Raw genomic sequence first — 17,639 nt, 5'->3', positions numbered from 1 at the left:
GTTTCTCCCTTTTTTGTTCAAAATGGTGAAAGATCCCAAAATATCCCTTTCAGTTTAGGTTAAGCCTCTGAGATGTGACAATCAGGCAACTCTGGTTGTATGCTTTGCCGCCTGATTAATCATCCTGCAGGCACAAGAACGCTATGAGCAAACCGCCGCTAATCTTTATCATCGTTCTGGCGATTATCGCCGTGCTGGCGACCCGTCAGTTCATTAAGCAACGCCGGGAAGTGGCGGTGAATGACGCTTCACCCGAGCGTTCTCTGCAGGTTGAGGTCAAAACCAAACGTGAATTTCCTGCACCCAATCGCCGTTCACGGCAGCGGGAAGTGATCGCCGGGGAAGAGATGCGCTACGAGGTGCTGTTTCACCCGCTGAACGGTGCCAGCGACATCAAAGTGCAGCTTAAAGAGGCGGAATATCATCAGCTGGACAAGGGCGCCAGAGGCGAGCTGAAGATGCAGGGCACGCGCTTTATCAGCTTCACACCCCGGCAGTAACCGGCGGGCATTGCGCCCGCCCGGGATTATTTCTTGCGTGGGAAGTTTTTCTTCTGCCAGGCGACCAGTTCGAACACCCCGAACAGAAACACTTTGGCCTGGGTGACGCGGTCAATCGGCGGCGCATCTTTGGTCTGCGTGGTGCGCAGTAACACCAGCTGCAGACCATGCATCAGGATCATGAAAATCAGCGCAACGTTGATAAAATAAGTCAGCGGTTTCGGGTAGGGATGAACCAGGTTAGCCAGCAGAAATCCCCACACGCATAGCATCAACAGACGCCCCAAATTAAGTAACATCCTGCGTCTCCTGTTGACGTTGATACAAACGATAAGCCACTTGTCCGGCTATTTTCTCGCGATAAAGATCCCACTCTGGCGGCACCGGCGGTGCGCCATTTTCCACTTCACTTTCGACGTAAATCAGCGCCTGATCGGCCAGCCAGTGATTCTGCTCCAGCAGCTGTAACGTCTGTTCCAGCAATCCCTGACGAAACGGCGGATCGATAAACACCACATCAAAGGGTTCACCTGGCTGTGCCAGCCAGTTTAACGCATTGGTCTGAATCACGGTGCCATTACTGGCGCGCAACGTCTGCAGATTTTTTGTCAGCTGCTGCGCCACCGGCCGTTCCAGCTCGAGCAGCGTCGCCGATCCCGCGTAACGCGACAGGGCTTCCAGTCCTAATGCGCCGCTACCGGCAAAGCAGTCGAGGCAGCGCGCCTCTGGCAGCACCGGGGCCAGCCAGTTAAACAGCGTCTCACGTACCCGATCGGTGGTCGGGCGCAGTCCGGCGCTGTCCGGCACCGGCAGTTTGCGTCCGCGCCACTGGCCGCCAATGATGCGAATCTGCCCGGCACCGCCTGTACTGCGGGGGTTTTTATTCATCTTGCTCACAACTCGTCATAATTTGTTGCGTAGTTTAACGGGCGAATCGGTGAGAAGAAACGTTAAAAAAGGGTGCTGTGGTGAGCTGGCTGGAAAGTGTTAGACTACTGAGTTGCTGAAGTCATGCATTATTCTGCGGTTTACGCCGGTCTGGCGCTGACCAACTTTCATTGATTTACCCCTGGAAACCACGCGCGACCGGGACAAAGCCATCGAGGAGTGTCGTCACACAATGGCAAAAGAGAAAAAACGTGGCTTTTTTTCCTGGCTGGGATTTGGCAAAGAGGAAGAGAAACAACCTGTAGCGGAGGAGCAGACACAAGAGGTCGCAGAACCCGCAGAGCAGCAGGCAGAACAGGACGCCCCGGCATTAAGCCAGGCTGAAGCGCAAGCGGAAGAGACTGTCGTTATCACCGAAACGGTGGCCGGGCAGCAGCGTGAGGCGGAAGCCACCGCGGCAGCGCCGCATGAGTCAGCACCCATGGTGCTGGATGAAGCTGCGCCGATTGAGGCCGATCCTGAAGCGCTACTGGAAATCGCCGCACCTGAACATGACGCGACGCCGGTTATTGACGCCGACGACGTGGTAAAGCCAGCCGTTGATGCGGAACCCGCCGATGCGCCGTTAAGCGAAGAAGAGCTGACCGCACTGGCGCTGGGCGACGTCCCGATCGTTGAAACCCCGGACAGCGAAGCGGACGCGCCATTAAGCGAAGAAGAGCTGACCGCGCTGGCGCTGGATGACGCCGGGATCGTTGAAACCCCGCACAGCGAAACCGAAGCGCCGTTAAGCGATGAAGCGCTGACGCCGGACGAAGCTGCGATCGTTGAAACCCCGGACAGTGAAGCGGAAGCACCGCTGACCGAAGAAGAGCTGACCGCACTGGCACTGGGCGAAGCCGAAGTCACCGACGCGGAACCGGCAGAGACATTATCCGATACCGTCAGCGATCTCCCGCTGGCCGCCGCGCCACTCATCGTGCAGGAGCAGGAGCGTCCCAGCAAAGAGGGCTTCTTTGCCCGCCTGAAGCGCAGCCTGGTGAAAACCCGTCAGAACCTCGGTTCCGGTTTTATCAGCCTGTTCCGTGGCAAAAAGATTGATGATGAGCTGTTTGACGAGCTGGAAGAGCAGCTGCTGATTGCGGATGTGGGTGTGGATACCACTCGCCGCATCATCACGCATCTGACCCAGCAGGCAAACCGCAAGCAGCTGCGTGACGCGGAAGCGCTCTTCGGCCTGCTGAAAGCGGAGATGGCCTCGATTCTGGCGAAAGTGGATGCGCCACTGGACGTCTCAGGCAAAACGCCGTTTGTGATCCTGATGGTTGGCGTCAATGGTGTAGGTAAAACCACCACCATCGGTAAACTGGCGCGCCAGTATCAGGCTGAAGGCAAATCCGTGATGTTAGCGGCTGGTGATACCTTCCGCGCCGCGGCTGTTGAGCAGCTGCAGGTGTGGGGCCAGCGCAATAACATTCCGGTGATTGCTCAGCACACCGGTGCAGATTCCGCTTCGGTGATCTTCGATGCTATTCAGGCGGCTAAATCGCGTGGCGTTGACGTGCTGATTGCCGATACCGCGGGTCGTCTGCAGAACAAATCGCACCTGATGGAAGAGCTGAAAAAAATCACCCGCGTGATGAAAAAACTGGATGATTCAGCGCCACACGAAGTGATGCTGACGCTGGATGCCAGCACCGGACAGAATGCGGTCAGCCAGGCCCGACTGTTTAATGAAGCCGTTGGCGTGACCGGGATTGCGCTCACCAAGCTGGATGGCACCGCTAAAGGCGGCGTGATCTTCTCGGTGGCCGATCAGTTCGGTATTCCGATTCGCTACATCGGCGTCGGTGAAGGCATTGAAGATTTACGGCCGTTTAAGGCGGAAGATTTTATTGAGGCACTGTTTGCCCGAGAGGACTAATTAGGATGATTCGCTTTGAAGAGGTCAGTAAGGCATATCTCGGCGGACGTCAGGCGCTGCAGGGAGTAGATTTCCGTCTGCGTCCTGGCGAAATGGCGTTTCTGACCGGCCACTCCGGTGCCGGTAAAAGTACCTTGCTGAAGCTGATTTGTGGCATTGAGCGCCCGAGTGCCGGAAAAATCTGGTTCAGCGGCCATGACATTTCCCGCCTGCGTAACAGCGAGGTGCCTTTCCTGCGTCGTCAGATCGGCATGATTTTCCAGGATCACCACCTGCTGATGGATCGTTCGGTTTATGAAAATGTGGCGATCCCGCTGATTATCTCCGGTGCCAGCGGCGAAGACATTCGTCGTCGCGTTTCGGCGGCACTGGATAAAGTGGGTCTGCTCGACAAAGCGAAAAGTTATCCGATTCAGCTTTCTGGCGGTGAACAGCAGCGTGTGGGCATCGCCCGTGCGGTGGTGAACAAGCCAGCCGTGCTGCTGGCCGATGAACCGACCGGTAACCTTGACGACGCGCTGTCAGAAGATATTCTGCGCCTGTTCGAAGAGTTTAACCGCGTCGGCGTCACCGTCCTGATGGCGACGCATGACAGCGGTCTGATTGCCCGACGCAACTACCGGATGATGACGCTGAATCAGGGACGTCTGCACGGAGGCCACGATGGTCAATAAACGTATTAAACGTCCGGCTGCGCCGAAAGCGAAGCAGCAGTCGAAGAGCAAAGCGCTGAAAGGCGGCTGGCAGGAGCAGTGGCGCTATGCGCTGCGCGGCACGCTTTCTGATATGTGGCGTCAGCCGCTGGCAACCCTGCTGACGGTGATGGTCATCGCCATTTCACTGACGCTGCCCAGCGTCTGCTACATGGTGTGGAAAAACGTCAGCCAGGCGGCAACGCAGTGGTATCCGGCGCCGCAGTTAACCGTTTATCTCTCCAAAACGCTGGATGACACGGCGGCAGAAAACGTGGTGGCGCAGCTCAAGCAGGTCGAAGGCGTGGATAACGTCAACTACCTGACGCGGGAAGAGGCGCTGAACGAGTTCCGCAACTGGTCAGGCTTTGGCGGCGCAATGGATATGCTGGAGCAGAATCCGCTGCCTGCGGTGGCCATCATTACACCTAAGCTCAATTTCCAGAACTCAGACACCATGCAAAGCCTGCGCGATCGGGTGACCAAAGTGCAGGGCGTGGATGAAGTGCGGATGGATGATAGCTGGTTTGCGCGGCTGGCGGCGCTGACCGGGCTGGTGGGGCAGATCGCCTCAATGATTGGCGTGCTGATGATCGTGGCAGTGTTCCTGGTGATCGGTAACAGCGTCCGGCTTAGCATCTTTGCCCGACGCGACACCATTAACGTGCAGAAGCTGATTGGTGCCACTGACGGCTTTATCCTGCGTCCGTTCCTCTATGGCGGGGCGCTGCTGGGCTTCAGCGGGGCAGTGCTGTCGCTGCTGCTGTCGGAAGTGCTGGTGCTGCGTCTGCAGTCCGTTGTTGCCAGTGTAGCAACCGTATTTGGTACCACCTTCTCGCTGGAAGGCTTCTCGTGGGATGAGGCGCTGCTGCTGTTACTGATTGCGGCGATCATCGGCTGGGTGGCTGCGTGGCTGGCAACGGTACAACATTTACGTCGATTTACGCCGCAGTAAACGCCTGCAACATTTTTTTGTTATAATGGTCCTCTGCTACCGATGGTGGGTGCAGAGGATATTTCCCCTCTTCCTTTCCTGTCATCTGTGTGTAAAATATTCACCGCTATAATTGAACTTGTGGATAACTTTACCACTCTAAGTAGCACAGATTGCTTTCGGATTTCGCGCGACGTTGACGTAATGTATCGTCTGCGCAGGGAAATGTGCGGCAATTCCACTGAATTTGTGAGGGTTTGAATGACCAAAGAAATGCAAACTTTAGCTATTGCTCCTCTTGGCAACCTGGAGTCTTACGTCCGGGCTGCGAATACCTGGCCGATGCTCTCGGCAGAAGAGGAAAAAGCGTTGGCTGAACGGCTGCATTACCAGGGCGATCTGGATGCGGCAAAGACGCTGATCCTGTCTCACCTACGCTTTGTAGTTCATATCGCTCGTAATTACTCCGGCTACGGTCTGCCACAGGCTGACCTGGTCCAGGAAGGCAATATCGGCCTGATGAAAGCGGTACGTCGCTTCAACCCAGAAGTGGGCGTGCGTCTGGTTTCGTTTGCCGTGCACTGGATTAAAGCGGAGATTCATGAATACGTGCTGCGTAACTGGCGTATCGTGAAAGTCGCGACCACCAAAGCACAGCGTAAGCTGTTCTTTAACCTGCGTAAAACCAAGCAGCGTCTGGGCTGGTTCAATCAGGACGAAGTCGAGATGGTTGCGCGTGAGCTGGGCGTAAGCAGCAAAGATGTGCGTGAAATGGAATCGCGTATGGCCGCGCAGGATATGACCTTTGATATGTCTGCCGACGACGAGAGCAGCGAAGGCCGATCTATGGCACCCGTGCTTTATCTTCAGGATAAAACCTCTGACTTTGCTGACGGCATTGAAGAGGATAACTGGGATGCGCACGCGGCTGACAAGCTGAGCTATGCGATGGAAGGTCTGGATGAGCGTAGTCAGCACATCATTCGCGCCCGCTGGCTGGACGAAGACAATAAAACCACGCTGCAGGAGCTGGCCGATCAGTACGGCGTGTCAGCTGAACGTGTCCGGCAGCTGGAAAAGAACGCCATGAAGAAACTGCGTATGGCGATCGAAGCGTAACGCACTTCGACATCTTAAGGGGCGACTTTATGTCGCCCTTTTTGTTTTTCTGCGCCTGACTATTCTACCGCCATTATCCAGCCGTCACTCTGCGCCCTGAAGCCACACGCCTGCATAAAGGCTGCCCGCACCTGCTGATCGTCACTGCCATCATCGGCAATCCACCAGTCCGCTATCGACCCATTCTGCCTGATCGTCTCCTCCAGTAAATATTGTCCCACCCCGCGTCGGCGCGTGACATCGCGCACCGACAGCCGGTGAATTTTGCCGTGGATCCCGGCGATTTCCAGCTGCAAACCCGCCAGTAGCCGGTCGTTAAAACGGGCAGCATAGAGACGATGGCGCTCATCCAGCTGCTGCTCCAGTTGTTCAATCTCCAGATCCGGCCAGACTTTGCCAAGATCGATGCGGTCCTGCGCGGTCAGCGTGGTTAAACGCTGGATAGTGAGCTTCATAACAAAAACCTCTGTAACAGGGGAAAGTGCAGCGAAAATGTACAACCAGAGTGCTACCACATTTTCATCAATAAAACAGGTCAAAAGATGGTCGGGATGCCAGGATGATAGTTGTAAACAGGGAGAGCGTGCGATCAATCCAGCATAACGCGCTGGCAAAGCGGTGAAAAACCGGCCGTTGCCTCCAGTGTATTATGCTGTTTCACTCAGTCAATTCTGAATATGTCAGTTGATTTACAGAAGAAACTTCCTGTTTAATAACCTGAAAAATAAAGCCTTATTAATAAAAAATGTCAGAAAAGTACGCTAACTCATTCATGCTTAATCAGTTTTCGACTTTATCTGACAGCACAAACACTCACAACATACACGACAAAACAAATGGGGTAGTCAGGATGAAAATGAAAGGTCGCGCATTACTGGCGGGATGTGTAGCACTGGCGATGAGCCATGCGGCGCTGGCTGAAGATATCAAAGTGGCGATTGTCGGCGCAATGTCTGGCCCGGTGGCGCAGTACGGCGACATGCAGTTCGCCGGTGCGACTCAGGCGATTGAAGATATCAACGCCAAAGGCGGTGTTAACGGCAACAAACTGGTTGCGGTGAAATATGACGACGCCTGTGACCCGAAACAGGCGGTTGCGGTAGCGAACAAGGTGATTAACGACGGCATCCGCTACGTGATCGGCCATCTCTGCTCTTCATCCACCCAGCCCGCTTCTGACATCTATGAAGATGAAGGCGTGCTGATGATTACCCCGGCGGCGACCGCCCCTGACCTGACTTCCCGCGGCTATAAACTGATTATGCGCACCACCGGTCTCGACTCCGATCAGGGGCCGACCGCCGCGAAATATGTGATGAGCGAGCTTAAACCGCAGCGCATCGCCGTAGTGCATGACAAACAGCAGTATGGCGAAGGCCTGGCGCGCTCCGTACAGGAGAGCCTGAAAAAGCAGGGCGCCAATATCGTGATGTTTGAAGGTATCACCGCTGGCGATAAAGATTTCTCTACGCTGGTCGCGCGCTTCAAGAAAGAGAACGTCGATTTCGTCTATTTCGGCGGTTACTACCCGGAAATGGGCCAGATCGTGCGTCAGGCACGTGCTGCGGGCCTGAAAACCCAGTTTATGGGACCGGAAGGCGTGGGTAACGCCTCGCTGTCGAACATCGCCGGTGCCGCTTCTGAAGGCATGCTGGTGACCCTGCCAAAACGTTACGATCAGGTTGAAACCAACAAACCGATCGTGGAAGCGCTGAAAGCGAAGAAACTGGATCCGACCGGACCGTTCGTCTGGACCACCTATGCCGCACTGCAGTCGCTGGCAACCGGCATGGAGCGCAGCAAGAGCGCTGAGCCGGACGCTATCGTGAAAAACCTCAAGGAAGGTGCCGCGGTGCCAACCGTGATGGGCAACCTGAACTGGGATGAGAAGGGTGACCTTAAGGGCTTTGAATTCGGCGTCTTTAAATGGCATGCCGATGGCACCTCGACTGCTGTGAAGTAAACCAGGCTGTTTTGTGGTGAACGGGAGGCCGGTTAACCGGTTTCCCCTGACCAGCGACACGAACGCCTGGTGCTGGTCTGCCAGGCGTTTTTTGTACCCCGATCGCCCATGATCGGTTAAGTAAGGGTCAAGGTATGTCCGAGCAGTTTCTCTATTTTATTCAGCAGATGTTTAACGGTGTGACCCTGGGCAGCACCTACGCGCTGATCGCCATCGGTTACACCATGGTTTACGGCATTATCGGCATGATCAACTTCGCCCACGGCGAGGTCTACATGATCGGTAGCTATGTCTCCTTTATCGTGATTGCCGCCCTGATGATGATGGGCATCGACACCACCTGGCTGATGATTGCGGCCGGCTTTGTGATGGCGGTAATTATCTCCAGCGCCTACGGCTGGAGCATTGAGCGCGTCGCCTACCGGCCTGTGCGCTCGTCCAAGCGCCTGATTGCGCTGATCTCCGCCATCGGGATGTCGATATTCCTGCAAAACTACGTCAGCCTGACGCAGGGTTCACGTGACCTGGCGCTGCCGAGTCTGATTACCGGACAGTGGACGGTAGGCGAGAGCAACGGTTTTGCCGCTACCATCTCCACCATGCAGATAGTGATCTGGGTGGTGACGTTCCTGGCGATGCTGGCGCTGACCACCTTTATCCGCTATTCGCGGATGGGCCGCGCCTGCCGCGCCTGCGCAGAAGACCTGAAAATGGCCAGCCTGCTGGGGATAAACACTGACCGCGTGATCTCGCTGACATTTGTCATCGGTGCCGCGATGGCCGCGGTGGCGGGCGTATTGCTGGGACAGTTCTACGGTTCAATCAACCCCTTCATCGGCTTTATGGCAGGCATGAAGGCGTTCACCGCCGCCGTGCTGGGCGGGATTGGCAGTATTCCGGGCGCGATGATTGGCGGCCTGGTGCTGGGCATCGCCGAGGCGCTGACCTCGGCCTATCTCAGTACGGAATATAAAGATGTGGTCTCGTTTGCCCTGCTGATTGTGGTGCTGCTGGTGATGCCGACCGGGATTCTGGGCCGCCCGGAGGTCGAAAAAGTATGAAGACTTCCTTTATCAATGCCCTGATCTCCTCGGTGATGCTGCTGGTACTCGCCACCTTCTTTATGGGGCTGCGCCTGAATCTGGACGGCACTAATCTGGTAGTGCAGAACGCCGGCAGCGTGCGCTGGAACTGGATCGCCACAGGCTGTGCGGTGGTGTTTCTGTTTCAGCTGCTGCGTCCGGTATGGCAAAGCGGCCTGAAGAAAATCTCGGGTCCGGCGCTGGTGTTACCGGGTCTGGATGGCTCGACGCCGAAGCAGAAGCTGGTGATGGCGGTGCTGATTATCGCCGCCGTTGCCTGGCCATTCCTGGTGTCACGCGGCACCGTGGATATCGCCACCATGACGCTGATCTACGTGATGCTCGGTCTGGGCTTAAACGTGGTGGTCGGCCTCTCTGGCCTGCTGGTGCTGGGTTATGGCGGCTTTTACGCCATCGGTGCCTACACCTTTGCGCTGCTGAACCACTATTACGGTCTCGGCTTCTGGCAGTGCCTGCCGCTCTCCGGCATAGTTGCCGCGCTGTTTGGTCTGCTGCTGGGCTTCCCGGTGCTGCGACTGCGCGGCGACTATCTGGCGATAGTGACGCTGGGCTTCGGTGAGATCGTGCGTATTCTGCTGCTGAACAATACCGCCCTGACCGGCGGGCCGAACGGCATCAGCCAGATCCCGAAACCGACGCTGTTTGGTCTGGAGTTTGGCCGTACGCCGCGGGAAGGCGGCTGGGATACCTTCCATAACTTCTTTGGGCTGAAGTACGATCCCAGCGACCGCATTATCTTCCTCTACCTGGTGGCGCTGCTGCTGGTGGTGCTGACGTTGTTTGTGATCAACCGGCTGCTGCGGATGCCGCTGGGCCGAGCCTGGGAAGCCCTGCGTGAGGATGAGATTGCCTGCCGTTCACTGGGCCTCAGCCCGACCCGCATCAAGCTGACCGCCTTTACCATCAGTGCCGCGTTTGCCGGTTTTGCCGGCAGCCTGTTCGCGGCGCGTCAGGGCTTTGTCAGCCCGGAATCCTTTACCTTTGTCGAATCCGCCTTTGTGCTGGCGATTGTCGTCCTGGGCGGGATGGGGTCGCAGTTTGCGGTGATTCTGGCCGCCATCCTTCTGGTGGTGTCACGCGAGCTGATGCGCGATCTCAATGAGTACAGCATGCTGGTGCTGGGTGGCCTGATGGTGCTGATGATGATCTGGCGTCCGCAGGGCCTGTTGCCGATGAAGCGTCCGCATCTGAAGCTCAGAACCGGTAAACAAGGAGAGCAGGCATGATTCAGCCTTTATTAGCCGTTGAAGGCCTGATGATGCGCTTCGGCGGGCTGTTAGCCGTGAACAATGTGGCGCTGGAGCTGCGTCCGCAGGAGATCGTTTCGCTGATTGGCCCCAACGGTGCCGGTAAAACCACCGTCTTCAACTGCCTGACCGGCTTTTACAAGCCAACCGGCGGGACGATCACATTGCGTGAGCAGCATCTTGAAGGGTTGCCGGGCCAGAAGATTGCGCGGATGGGCATCGTGCGGACGTTCCAGCACGTGCGTCTGTTCCGTGAGATGACGGTCATTGAGAACCTGCTGGTGGCGCAGCATCAGCATCTGAAAAGCGGCGTATTTTCCGGTCTGCTGAAAACGCCGGCGTTTCGCCGCAGTGAGAGCGAGGCGCTGGATCGTGCGGCGACCTGGCTGGAGCGGGTGGGGCTGCTGGATCTGGCTAACCGTCAGGCGGGCAATCTGGCCTATGGTCAGCAGCGTCGGCTGGAGATTGCGCGCTGTATGGTGACGCGCCCGGAAATCCTGATGCTGGATGAACCGGCAGCGGGCCTTAATCCCAAAGAGACGCACGAACTGGACGCGCTGATTGCGGAGCTGCGTGGCGAACACAAGGTGTCGGTGCTGCTGATTGAACATGATATGAAGCTGGTGATGGGGATTTCTGACCGTATTTATGTGGTCAATCAGGGAACGCCGCTGGCTAACGGAACGCCGGAAGAGATTCGTAATAACCCGGATGTCATTCGTGCCTATTTAGGAGAGGCCTGAGATGGCAAATGCGATGTTAACCATTGAGAACGTCAGCGCCCACTACGGCAAAATTCAGGCGCTGCACAACGTCAGCCTCTATATCAATCAGGGCGAAATCGTCACCCTGATTGGCGCTAACGGTGCCGGGAAAACCACGCTGCTGGGTACGCTGTGCGGCGAGCCGCGCGCGACGCAGGGCACCATTACCTTTGATGGCAAAACCATTACCGACTGGCAAACCTCACGCATTATGCGTGAAGCGATCGCCATCGTGCCGGAAGGCCGGCGGGTCTTTTCGCGCATGACGGTGGAAGAGAACCTGGCGATGGGGGGCTTTTTTGCCAGCCGTCCGGACTATCTGACGCGGATCAAGCGCGTTTATGAACTCTTCCCGCGTCTGGAGGAGCGTAAAATCCAGCGCGCCGGGACGATGTCGGGCGGTGAACAGCAGATGCTGGCGATTGGTCGTGCGCTGATGAGCCAGCCGCGCCTGCTGTTGCTGGATGAGCCGTCTCTGGGACTGGCACCGATCATTATTCAGCAGATCTTCGACACCATTGAGCAGCTGCGCAGCGAGGGGATGACGATTTTCCTGGTGGAGCAGAATGCGAATCAGGCGCTGAAGCTGGCGGATAGGGGCTATGTGCTGGAGAACGGGCATGTGGTGCTCGAAGACACAGGTGCAGCACTTCTTTCCAACGAAGCCGTCCGCAGCGCGTACCTCGGAGCTTAACATTCAGAGGCCTGGCTTACTGGTCAGGTTGTGGTTGGGCAGTGCTCGCCATCCTCACGTATATGTGTACGCTCCGGTGGCTGCGCGCTTTGGTACACAGGCCTGGCTTACTGGTCAGGTTGTGGTTGGGCAGTGCTCGCCATCCTCACGTACTACGTGTACGCTCCGGTGGCTGCGCGCTGTCCGCCCGCAACCTGCCTGCGCCGCCGACGGCCTTGAGCATCGGTGTGGGTGTTGCCGCCAACGGCCTTTTGAAATTGGTGAGGGGTGTATCGCCATCAGTCTTTAAGTTTGGTGAAGTGAAAACCCGCTGCGGGCTTTTTTACTGCCCAGCCGCTCTGCAAATTATGTAACCAAAACCTGGCAGCAGTGACGCGTTACCGCTGCGCTGCCAGCCTCCTCTTTTGCGCATACCGGTCTGTCACCCGGCTGTCATCTTTCTGTTATTAATCCTTCATTTCCCCGTGTCATGTTACTTCGCGAAACAGAAATCCGTGATTTCACGCGTATTTACCTGCACAGGAAAATTCTATGTCCGTCGTTACCTTTCGTCGTAGCCTGATGAGCGTGCTGCTCGGTCTGACGCTCAGCAGCCATGCCATGGCCGCCACTGAGATCCCTTTCTGGCACTCTATGGAAGGCGAGCTAGGCAAAGAAGTGGATTCGCTGGCACAGCGTTTTAACCAGACGCATCCCGATTACAAAATTGTTCCGACCTACAAAGGTAACTACGAGCAGAGCCTGGCGGCAGGGATTGCGGCAGTGCGCAGCGGCAAAGCCCCTGCGGTGCTGCAGGTTTATGAAGTCGGTACGGCGACCATGATGGCCTCACAGGCGATTGTGCCGGTGCATCAGGTCTTCAAAGACGCCGGTATCCCCTTTGATGAAAAGCAGTTCGTGCCAACGGTGGCGGGCTACTACAGCGACAGTAAAGGTCAGCTGATCTCTCAGCCGTTCAACAGCTCGACGCCAGTGCTCTACTACAACAAAGATGCCTTTAAAAAAGCGGGTCTGAACCCGGATCAGCCACCGAAAACCTGGCAGGAGCTCGCGACGGATGCCGCCGCACTGCGCAAATCGGGCATGAGCTGTGGCTACGCCAGCGGCTGGCAGGGCTGGATCCAGATTGAAAACTTCAGCGCCTGGCACGCTCTGCCGGTAGCGACCAAAAACAACGGGTTTGACGGACTCGACGCCGTGCTGGAGTTCAACAAGCCGGTACAGGTTCGTCATATCGAGCTGCTGGAAGCGATGAACAAGAAAGGGGACTTCACCTACTTTGGCCGCAAAGATGAGTCCACCGCCAAGTTCTACAACGGCGACTGTGGCATCACCACCGCATCATCCGGTTCGCTGGCTGATATCCGTCATTACGCCAAATTCAACTTCGGCGTTGGCATGATGCCGTATGACGAGACCGTACCGAATGCGCCGCAGAACGCCCTGATCGGCGGTGCCAGCCTGTGGGTGATGAAAGGCAAAGATGCGACAACCTACAAAGGCGTGGCTGAGTTTATGCAGTTCCTCGCTAAACCGGAAATCGCCGCGGAATGGCACCAGAAAACCGGCTATCTGCCGATTACCACCGCCGCCTACGAGCTGACTAAACAGCAGGGCTTCTACGATAAGAATCCGGGTGCGGATATCGCTACCCGTCAGATGATGAACAAGCCGCCACTGCCGTTTACCAAAGGCATGCGTCTGGGCAACATGCCGCAGATTCGTACCGTGATCGACGAAGAGCTGGAAAGCGTCTGGACCGGCAAGCAGTCGCCGCAGAACGCGATGGATAACGCAGTGAAACGCGGTAACGAGTTGCTGCGCCGCTTCCAGCAGCAGGTGAAGTAATCTCTCCTTGCGGGCCAGCTCAGGCTGGCCCCTCTCTCTGACGCCAGGTGCACCATGTCTTCATCTCGTCCGGTCTTTCGCACCAGTCTGTTGCCCTATCTTCTGGTGCTGCCGCAACTGCTGATTACCGCCATCTTCTTTCTCTGGCCTGCCGGTGAAGCGCTGTGGTACTCGCTGCAAAGCCTCGATCCCTTTGGCATCTCCAGCAGCTTTGTCGGGCTGGAAAACTTCAGACGCCTGTTTGCCGATCCTTACTATCTGGATTCGTTCTGGACCACCATAAAATTCAGCGGCATGGTCACGGTGTTCGGCATGGTCTTTTCGCTGCTGCTGGCGGCGCTGGTGGATTATGTGGTGCGGCTGCGCCGTCTCTATCAGACGCTGTTGCTGCTGCCCTACGCCGTTGCGCCTGTCGTGGCCGCGGTACTGTGGATGTTCCTGTTTAATCCGGGCCTGGGCCTGTTCAGCTATCTGCTGAACCACATCGGCTACAACTGGAACTACGCGCAAAACAGCGGTCAGGCGATGTTCCTGATTGTGCTGGCATCAATCTGGCAGCAGATGAGCTACAACTTCCTGTTCTTCTTCGCTGCGCTGCAATCGATCCCCAAATCGCTGGTGGAAGCCGCCGCCATTGACGGTGCCGGACCGGTGCGTCGCTTCTTCAACCTCTCGCTGCCGCTGATTACGCCAGTCAGCTTCTTCCTGCTGGTGGTGAATCTGATCTACGCCTTCTTCGATACCTTCCCGGTGATCGATGCCGCCACCGGCGGCGGGCCGGTGCAGGCGACCACCACGCTGATCTACAAAATCTATCGCGAAGGCTTTACCGGTCTGGATCTCTCCTCGTCCGCTGCGCAGTCGGTGGTGCTGATGCTGCTGGTCATCGGGCTGACGGTGCTCCAGTTCCGCTTTGTTGAACGTAAGGTGCAATACCAATGATTGAGAATCGACGCGGGCTGGATCTCTTCAGCCACATCGTGCTGGTGCTGGGCGTGCTCACCATCCTGTTTCCGCTCTATGTTGCCTTTGTGGCGGCGACGCTGGATAACGAAGCGGTCTATCAGGTGCCGATGACGCTGGTGCCCGGCACGCACCTGTGGGAGAACATCTCGCGCATCTGGACGCATGGCGTCAACGGCAACGGGCCGGCGTTTGGCCTGATGCTGCTCAACAGCATGATCATGGCGCTGGGCATCACCTTCGGCAAAATCACGGTGTCGATGCTGTCGGCGTTTGCGCTGGTCTGGTTTCGCTTTCCGCTGCGCACGCTCTTTTTCTGGCTGATCTTCATCACCCTGATGCTGCCGGTTGAGGTGCGTATCTTCCCGACGGTGCAGGTGATTGCCGATCTCAACCTGCTCGACAGCTACAGCGGATTAACCCTGCCGCTGATGGCCTCGGCCACCGCCACCTTCCTGTTCCGCCAGTTCTTTATGTCGCTGCCGGATGAGCTGGTGGAGGCGGCGCGTATCGACGGTGCCAGCGCGATGCGCTTCTTTATCGACATTGTTCTGCCGCTGTCGAAAACCAATCTGGCGGCGCTGTTTGTGATCACCTTTATCTACGGCTGGAACCAGTACCTCTGGCCGCTGCTGATCATCAATGACGCCAGCCTCGGCACGGCGGTGGCGGGGATTAAAAGCATGATCTCCTCCAGCGGATCGCCGACCCAGTGGAATGAAGTGATGGCGGCAATGTTATTAACCCTGATCCCACCGCTGGTGGTGGTGTTAGTCATGCAGCGTGCCTTTGTGCGCGGTCTGGTTGAGAGTGAGAAATAAGATGGCAGGCGTAACCCTTCAGGCAGTAACCAAATCCTACGATGGCAAAAATCAGATCATCCAGCCGCTGAATGTCACCATCAATGACGGCGAATTTATGGTGATGGTCGGTCCATCCGGCTGCGGTAAATCGACCCTGCTGCGCATGGTGGCCGGACTGGAGCGCGTCAGCTCCGGCGATATCTATATCGACGGCCGGCGCGTTACTCAGGAAGAGCCAAAAGATCGCGGGATTGCAATGGTGTTCCAGAACTACGCGCTCTATCCCCATATGTCGGTGGAGGAGAACATGGCCTATGGGCTGAAAATCCGTGGCATGGGCAAAGAGCAGGTCCGCCAGCGGGTGCTCGACGCGGCGCGCAGTCTGGAACTGGATCACCTGCTGATGCGTCGGCCTCGCGAACTCTCCGGCGGACAGCGGCAGCGCGTGGCGATGGGCCGCGCGATCGTGCGTGAACCGGCAGTTTTTCTGTTTGATGAGCCGCTCTCCAACCTTGATGCCCGTCTGCGGGTGCAGATGCGGCTGGAACTGCAGCAGCTGCATCGCCGCTTACAGACCACCAGCCTCTATGTCACCCACGATCAGGTGGAGGCGATGACGCTGGCGCAGCGGGTGATGGTGATGAACAAAGGGGTGGTCGAGCAGCTCGGCACGCCGGTCGAGGTGTATGAGCGTCCCGCCAGCCAGTTCGTTGCCTCGTTTATTGGCGCGCCCGCCATGAATTTACTGAAAGGACAGTTCAGCAGCGATGGATCACGCTTTGACCTCGACGCCTCGCACGCTCTGCCGCTCAGCGACAGTAAAGCGAAATGGGCTAACCGGCCGGTGGTGCTGGGTATCCGGCCAGAGCACATCCGGCTCAGTAGCCGCGAGCAGGGCGGCGTGCCGCTGCGGGTCGATACGCTGGAGATGCTGGGGGCTGATAATCTGGCACATGGCCGCATCGGTGACACGCCACTGGTGGTACGCTTAGCCCACAGTGAACGTCCGCAGCCCGGCAGTACGCTGTGGCTGCATCTGCCGTCAGATGCGTTACACTTCTTCGATTCAACCCATGGAAAGCGTCTGGAATGAGCACACAACACTGGCCCTATCCCCGCATCGTCGCCCATCGCGGCGGCGGTAAACTGGCACCGGAAAATACGCTGGCGGCGATCGACACCGGCGCGAAATATGGTCATCAGATGATTGAATTTGATGCCAAATTATCGGCCGATGCGCAGATCTTCCTGCTGCATGACGACACGCTCGATCGCACCAGCAACGGCTGGGGCGTGGCGGGTCAGCTGCCGTGGGAGAAGCTGTCGCAGCTTGATGCGGGCAGCTGGTTTGGCAACGCGTTTACCGGTGAAAAGCTAGCGCGGCTGGATCAGGTGGCGGCACGCTGCCGTCAGCATCAGATGATGGCGAACATCGAAATCAAACCGACCACCGGCAGCGATGCTGAAACCGGACGCGCCGTGGCACAGGCTGCCGCGATACTGTGGCAGGATCAGGTCGCACCGTTGCTCTCTTCGTTCTCTTTTGAGGCGCTGGAAGCCGCGATGAAGGCAGAGCCGCAGTTGCCGCGTGGCCTGCTGTCGCACAGCTGGGACCCGCAGTGGCAGGAGAAAACAGCTGCGCTGGCGTGCGTCTCAATTCACCTTAATCATAAGGTGCTGACCGCTGAGCGGGTCACCGAACTGAAAGCCGCAGGCCTGAAGATTCTGGTTTATACCGTGAACAGCCCGGATCGGGCGCGGGAATTGCTGAAATGGGGCGTCGATGCCATCTTTACTGATGCCATCGACATCATCGGCCCCGATTTTCATTAGTTCTGGTTTAGATTCTGATTCTGATTCTGCTGGCCCGGCTGCGTGGTAATCACCCGCTGCTGGGCGCTGTTCCGCTGCTCCTGCATTTTACGCTGCGTGTCCTGCGTCTGACGCTGCTGATCCTGGCGCAGCTTCAGCTGTTGCTGTTGCTGCTGGGTCTGCATCTGCGACTGCATCCGCTGCTGGCTGGGGTTATAGCCAGGTTTATTCGGATCGTTTGTGCTGTTCAGCGTGTTCGCCTGACTGGCGAAAGGCAGCAGAGCGGCCAGAATAATCATCCACTTTTTCATCACTCCTCCTTCCTTAAAGCGACAGGGTTTCTGGTGCACAACGGCTTACACCGATATCAGGGTCGTAGCCATAA

At 57.1% G+C, this 17,639-nt stretch carries 19 protein-coding genes; 15 read left to right on the top strand and 4 right to left on the bottom strand.

The features are described 5' to 3' along the window. The first annotated feature begins 143 nt into the window (after window positions 1-143). The gene (locus tag HFD94_RS17250; RefSeq protein ID WP_033759060.1) at window positions 144-500 is read left to right on the top strand and encodes a DUF2500 domain-containing protein; all 357 of its coding nucleotides are present in this window, start codon (window positions 144-146) and stop codon (window positions 498-500) included. 26 nt (window positions 501-526) lie between these two features. Here HFD94_RS17250 and HFD94_RS17245 read toward each other — a convergent pair whose 3' ends face one another. Both HFD94_RS17245 and rsmD read right to left on the bottom strand, forming a co-directional pair. After that, window positions 527-799: a DUF1145 family protein gene (locus tag HFD94_RS17245; protein WP_003852192.1), complete on the bottom strand. Its 273-nt coding sequence runs from the start codon at window positions 797-799 to the stop codon at window positions 527-529. Beyond that, on the bottom strand, window positions 789-1,388 hold the full coding sequence (gene rsmD / locus HFD94_RS17240) for a 16S rRNA (guanine(966)-N(2))-methyltransferase (protein ID WP_010671526.1): 600 nt from the start codon (window positions 1,386-1,388) through the stop codon (window positions 789-791). The genes HFD94_RS17245 and rsmD overlap by 11 nt, the downstream gene beginning before the upstream one ends. A 232-nt stretch (window positions 1,389-1,620) precedes the next feature. Between rsmD and ftsY the strand changes: the two genes are divergently transcribed. The 4 genes from ftsY (at window position 1,621) to rpoH (ending at window position 6,057) form a co-directional block, all read left to right on the top strand. Beyond that, a complete protein-coding gene (gene ftsY, locus HFD94_RS17235) occupies window positions 1,621-3,312 on the top strand; it encodes a signal recognition particle-docking protein FtsY (RefSeq protein ID WP_159227124.1) in 1,692 nt (563 codons plus the stop codon). 5 nt (window positions 3,313-3,317) lie between these two features. Continuing rightward, window positions 3,318-3,986, top strand: a complete 669-nt coding sequence (gene ftsE, locus HFD94_RS17230; RefSeq protein ID WP_010253318.1) for a cell division ATP-binding protein FtsE — start codon at window positions 3,318-3,320, stop codon at window positions 3,984-3,986. Next, window positions 3,976-4,959 carry a permease-like cell division protein FtsX gene (gene ftsX, locus HFD94_RS17225; protein ID WP_010253316.1) on the top strand — a complete coding sequence of 328 codons (984 nt, stop codon included), beginning with the start codon at window positions 3,976-3,978 and terminating at the stop codon, window positions 4,957-4,959. The genes ftsE and ftsX overlap by 11 nt, the downstream gene beginning before the upstream one ends. A gap of 240 nt (window positions 4,960-5,199) precedes the next feature. After that, a complete protein-coding gene (rpoH, locus tag HFD94_RS17220; protein ID WP_010253314.1) occupies window positions 5,200-6,057 on the top strand; it encodes an RNA polymerase sigma factor RpoH in 858 nt (285 codons plus the stop codon). A 59-nt stretch (window positions 6,058-6,116) separates the two neighbouring features. Here the strand turns inward: rpoH and panM are convergent, their stop codons facing one another. Then, window positions 6,117-6,512 (bottom strand): aspartate 1-decarboxylase autocleavage activator PanM, encoded by a 396-nt coding sequence (panM, locus tag HFD94_RS17215; RefSeq protein WP_033759053.1) that lies wholly within the window; start codon window positions 6,510-6,512, stop codon window positions 6,117-6,119. Between the two features lie 395 nt (window positions 6,513-6,907). On the opposite strand from panM, the gene HFD94_RS17210 reads away from it, so the two are divergent. From HFD94_RS17210 to ugpQ, 10 genes are all read left to right on the top strand, one after another. Beyond that, window positions 6,908-8,020, top strand: coding sequence for a branched-chain amino acid ABC transporter substrate-binding protein (locus tag HFD94_RS17210; protein ID WP_010253311.1), 1,113 nt, complete (start codon window positions 6,908-6,910; stop codon window positions 8,018-8,020). A 134-nt stretch (window positions 8,021-8,154) separates the two neighbouring features. Next, the gene (gene livH, locus HFD94_RS17205; protein WP_009087789.1) at window positions 8,155-9,081 is read left to right on the top strand and encodes a high-affinity branched-chain amino acid ABC transporter permease LivH; all 927 of its coding nucleotides are present in this window, start codon (window positions 8,155-8,157) and stop codon (window positions 9,079-9,081) included. Next, entirely contained in the window at window positions 9,078-10,349 is a 1,272-nt protein-coding gene (locus tag HFD94_RS17200) for a high-affinity branched-chain amino acid ABC transporter permease LivM (protein WP_010253305.1), read from the top strand. Before livH ends, HFD94_RS17200 begins: the two co-directional genes overlap by 4 nt. Beyond that, window positions 10,346-11,113: a high-affinity branched-chain amino acid ABC transporter ATP-binding protein LivG gene (livG, locus tag HFD94_RS17195; RefSeq protein WP_010253302.1), complete on the top strand. Its 768-nt coding sequence runs from the start codon at window positions 10,346-10,348 to the stop codon at window positions 11,111-11,113. Before HFD94_RS17200 ends, livG begins: the two co-directional genes overlap by 4 nt. Window position 11,114: 1 nt before the next feature. After that, on the top strand, window positions 11,115-11,828 hold the full coding sequence (livF, locus tag HFD94_RS17190; RefSeq protein ID WP_022624013.1) for a high-affinity branched-chain amino acid ABC transporter ATP-binding protein LivF: 714 nt from the start codon (window positions 11,115-11,117) through the stop codon (window positions 11,826-11,828). Between the two features lie 531 nt (window positions 11,829-12,359). Next, window positions 12,360-13,676 (top strand): sn-glycerol-3-phosphate ABC transporter substrate-binding protein UgpB, encoded by a 1,317-nt coding sequence (ugpB, locus tag HFD94_RS17185; protein WP_167430532.1) that lies wholly within the window; start codon window positions 12,360-12,362, stop codon window positions 13,674-13,676. Window positions 13,677-13,730: 54 nt separating this feature from the next. Then, entirely contained in the window at window positions 13,731-14,618 is an 888-nt protein-coding gene (ugpA, locus tag HFD94_RS17180; protein ID WP_010253295.1) for a sn-glycerol-3-phosphate ABC transporter permease UgpA, read from the top strand. Continuing rightward, window positions 14,615-15,460 carry a sn-glycerol-3-phosphate ABC transporter permease UgpE gene (gene ugpE, locus HFD94_RS17175; RefSeq protein WP_010671530.1) on the top strand — a complete coding sequence of 282 codons (846 nt, stop codon included), beginning with the start codon at window positions 14,615-14,617 and terminating at the stop codon, window positions 15,458-15,460. Before ugpA ends, ugpE begins: the two co-directional genes overlap by 4 nt. 1 nt (window position 15,461) lies before the next feature. Continuing rightward, on the top strand, window positions 15,462-16,535 hold the full coding sequence (locus tag HFD94_RS17170; protein WP_159227123.1) for a sn-glycerol-3-phosphate import ATP-binding protein UgpC: 1,074 nt from the start codon (window positions 15,462-15,464) through the stop codon (window positions 16,533-16,535). Next, the gene (gene ugpQ / locus HFD94_RS17165) at window positions 16,532-17,275 is read left to right on the top strand and encodes a glycerophosphodiester phosphodiesterase (protein ID WP_167433312.1); all 744 of its coding nucleotides are present in this window, start codon (window positions 16,532-16,534) and stop codon (window positions 17,273-17,275) included. The genes HFD94_RS17170 and ugpQ overlap by 4 nt, the downstream gene beginning before the upstream one ends. Here ugpQ and HFD94_RS17160 read toward each other — a convergent pair. Beyond that, window positions 17,272-17,565 (bottom strand): DUF2756 domain-containing protein, encoded by a 294-nt coding sequence (locus HFD94_RS17160; protein WP_010253283.1) that lies wholly within the window; start codon window positions 17,563-17,565, stop codon window positions 17,272-17,274. The two genes, ugpQ and HFD94_RS17160, sit on opposite strands and share 4 nt — an antisense overlap. Between the last annotated feature and the right edge of the window lie 74 nt (window positions 17,566-17,639).

The organism is Pantoea sp. EKM20T (assembly GCF_011800485.1).
Classification (GTDB): domain Bacteria; phylum Pseudomonadota; class Gammaproteobacteria; order Enterobacterales; family Enterobacteriaceae; genus Pantoea; species Pantoea agglomerans.
This window is presented reverse-complemented; position numbering and strand designations above follow the sequence as displayed.

Coding starts and splice junctions, on each gene's coding strand:
- HFD94_RS17250 (WP_033759060.1), top strand. CDS start 144: ATGAGCAAACCGCCGCTAATCTTTATCATCGTTCTGGCGATTATCGCC.
- HFD94_RS17245 (WP_003852192.1), bottom strand. CDS start 799: ATGTTACTTAATTTGGGGCGTCTGTTGATGCTATGCGTGTGGGGATTT.
- rsmD (WP_010671526.1), bottom strand. CDS start 1,388: ATGAATAAAAACCCCCGCAGTACAGGCGGTGCCGGGCAGATTCGCATC.
- ftsY (WP_159227124.1), top strand. CDS start 1,621: ATGGCAAAAGAGAAAAAACGTGGCTTTTTTTCCTGGCTGGGATTTGGC.
- ftsE (WP_010253318.1), top strand. CDS start 3,318: ATGATTCGCTTTGAAGAGGTCAGTAAGGCATATCTCGGCGGACGTCAG.
- ftsX (WP_010253316.1), top strand. CDS start 3,976: ATGGTCAATAAACGTATTAAACGTCCGGCTGCGCCGAAAGCGAAGCAG.
- rpoH (WP_010253314.1), top strand. CDS start 5,200: ATGACCAAAGAAATGCAAACTTTAGCTATTGCTCCTCTTGGCAACCTG.
- panM (WP_033759053.1), bottom strand. CDS start 6,512: ATGAAGCTCACTATCCAGCGTTTAACCACGCTGACCGCGCAGGACCGC.
- HFD94_RS17210 (WP_010253311.1), top strand. CDS start 6,908: ATGAAAATGAAAGGTCGCGCATTACTGGCGGGATGTGTAGCACTGGCG.
- livH (WP_009087789.1), top strand. CDS start 8,155: ATGTCCGAGCAGTTTCTCTATTTTATTCAGCAGATGTTTAACGGTGTG.
- HFD94_RS17200 (WP_010253305.1), top strand. CDS start 9,078: ATGAAGACTTCCTTTATCAATGCCCTGATCTCCTCGGTGATGCTGCTG.
- livG (WP_010253302.1), top strand. CDS start 10,346: ATGATTCAGCCTTTATTAGCCGTTGAAGGCCTGATGATGCGCTTCGGC.
- livF (WP_022624013.1), top strand. CDS start 11,115: ATGGCAAATGCGATGTTAACCATTGAGAACGTCAGCGCCCACTACGGC.
- ugpB (WP_167430532.1), top strand. CDS start 12,360: ATGTCCGTCGTTACCTTTCGTCGTAGCCTGATGAGCGTGCTGCTCGGT.
- ugpA (WP_010253295.1), top strand. CDS start 13,731: ATGTCTTCATCTCGTCCGGTCTTTCGCACCAGTCTGTTGCCCTATCTT.
- ugpE (WP_010671530.1), top strand. CDS start 14,615: ATGATTGAGAATCGACGCGGGCTGGATCTCTTCAGCCACATCGTGCTG.
- HFD94_RS17170 (WP_159227123.1), top strand. CDS start 15,462: ATGGCAGGCGTAACCCTTCAGGCAGTAACCAAATCCTACGATGGCAAA.
- ugpQ (WP_167433312.1), top strand. CDS start 16,532: ATGAGCACACAACACTGGCCCTATCCCCGCATCGTCGCCCATCGCGGC.
- HFD94_RS17160 (WP_010253283.1), bottom strand. CDS start 17,565: ATGAAAAAGTGGATGATTATTCTGGCCGCTCTGCTGCCTTTCGCCAGT.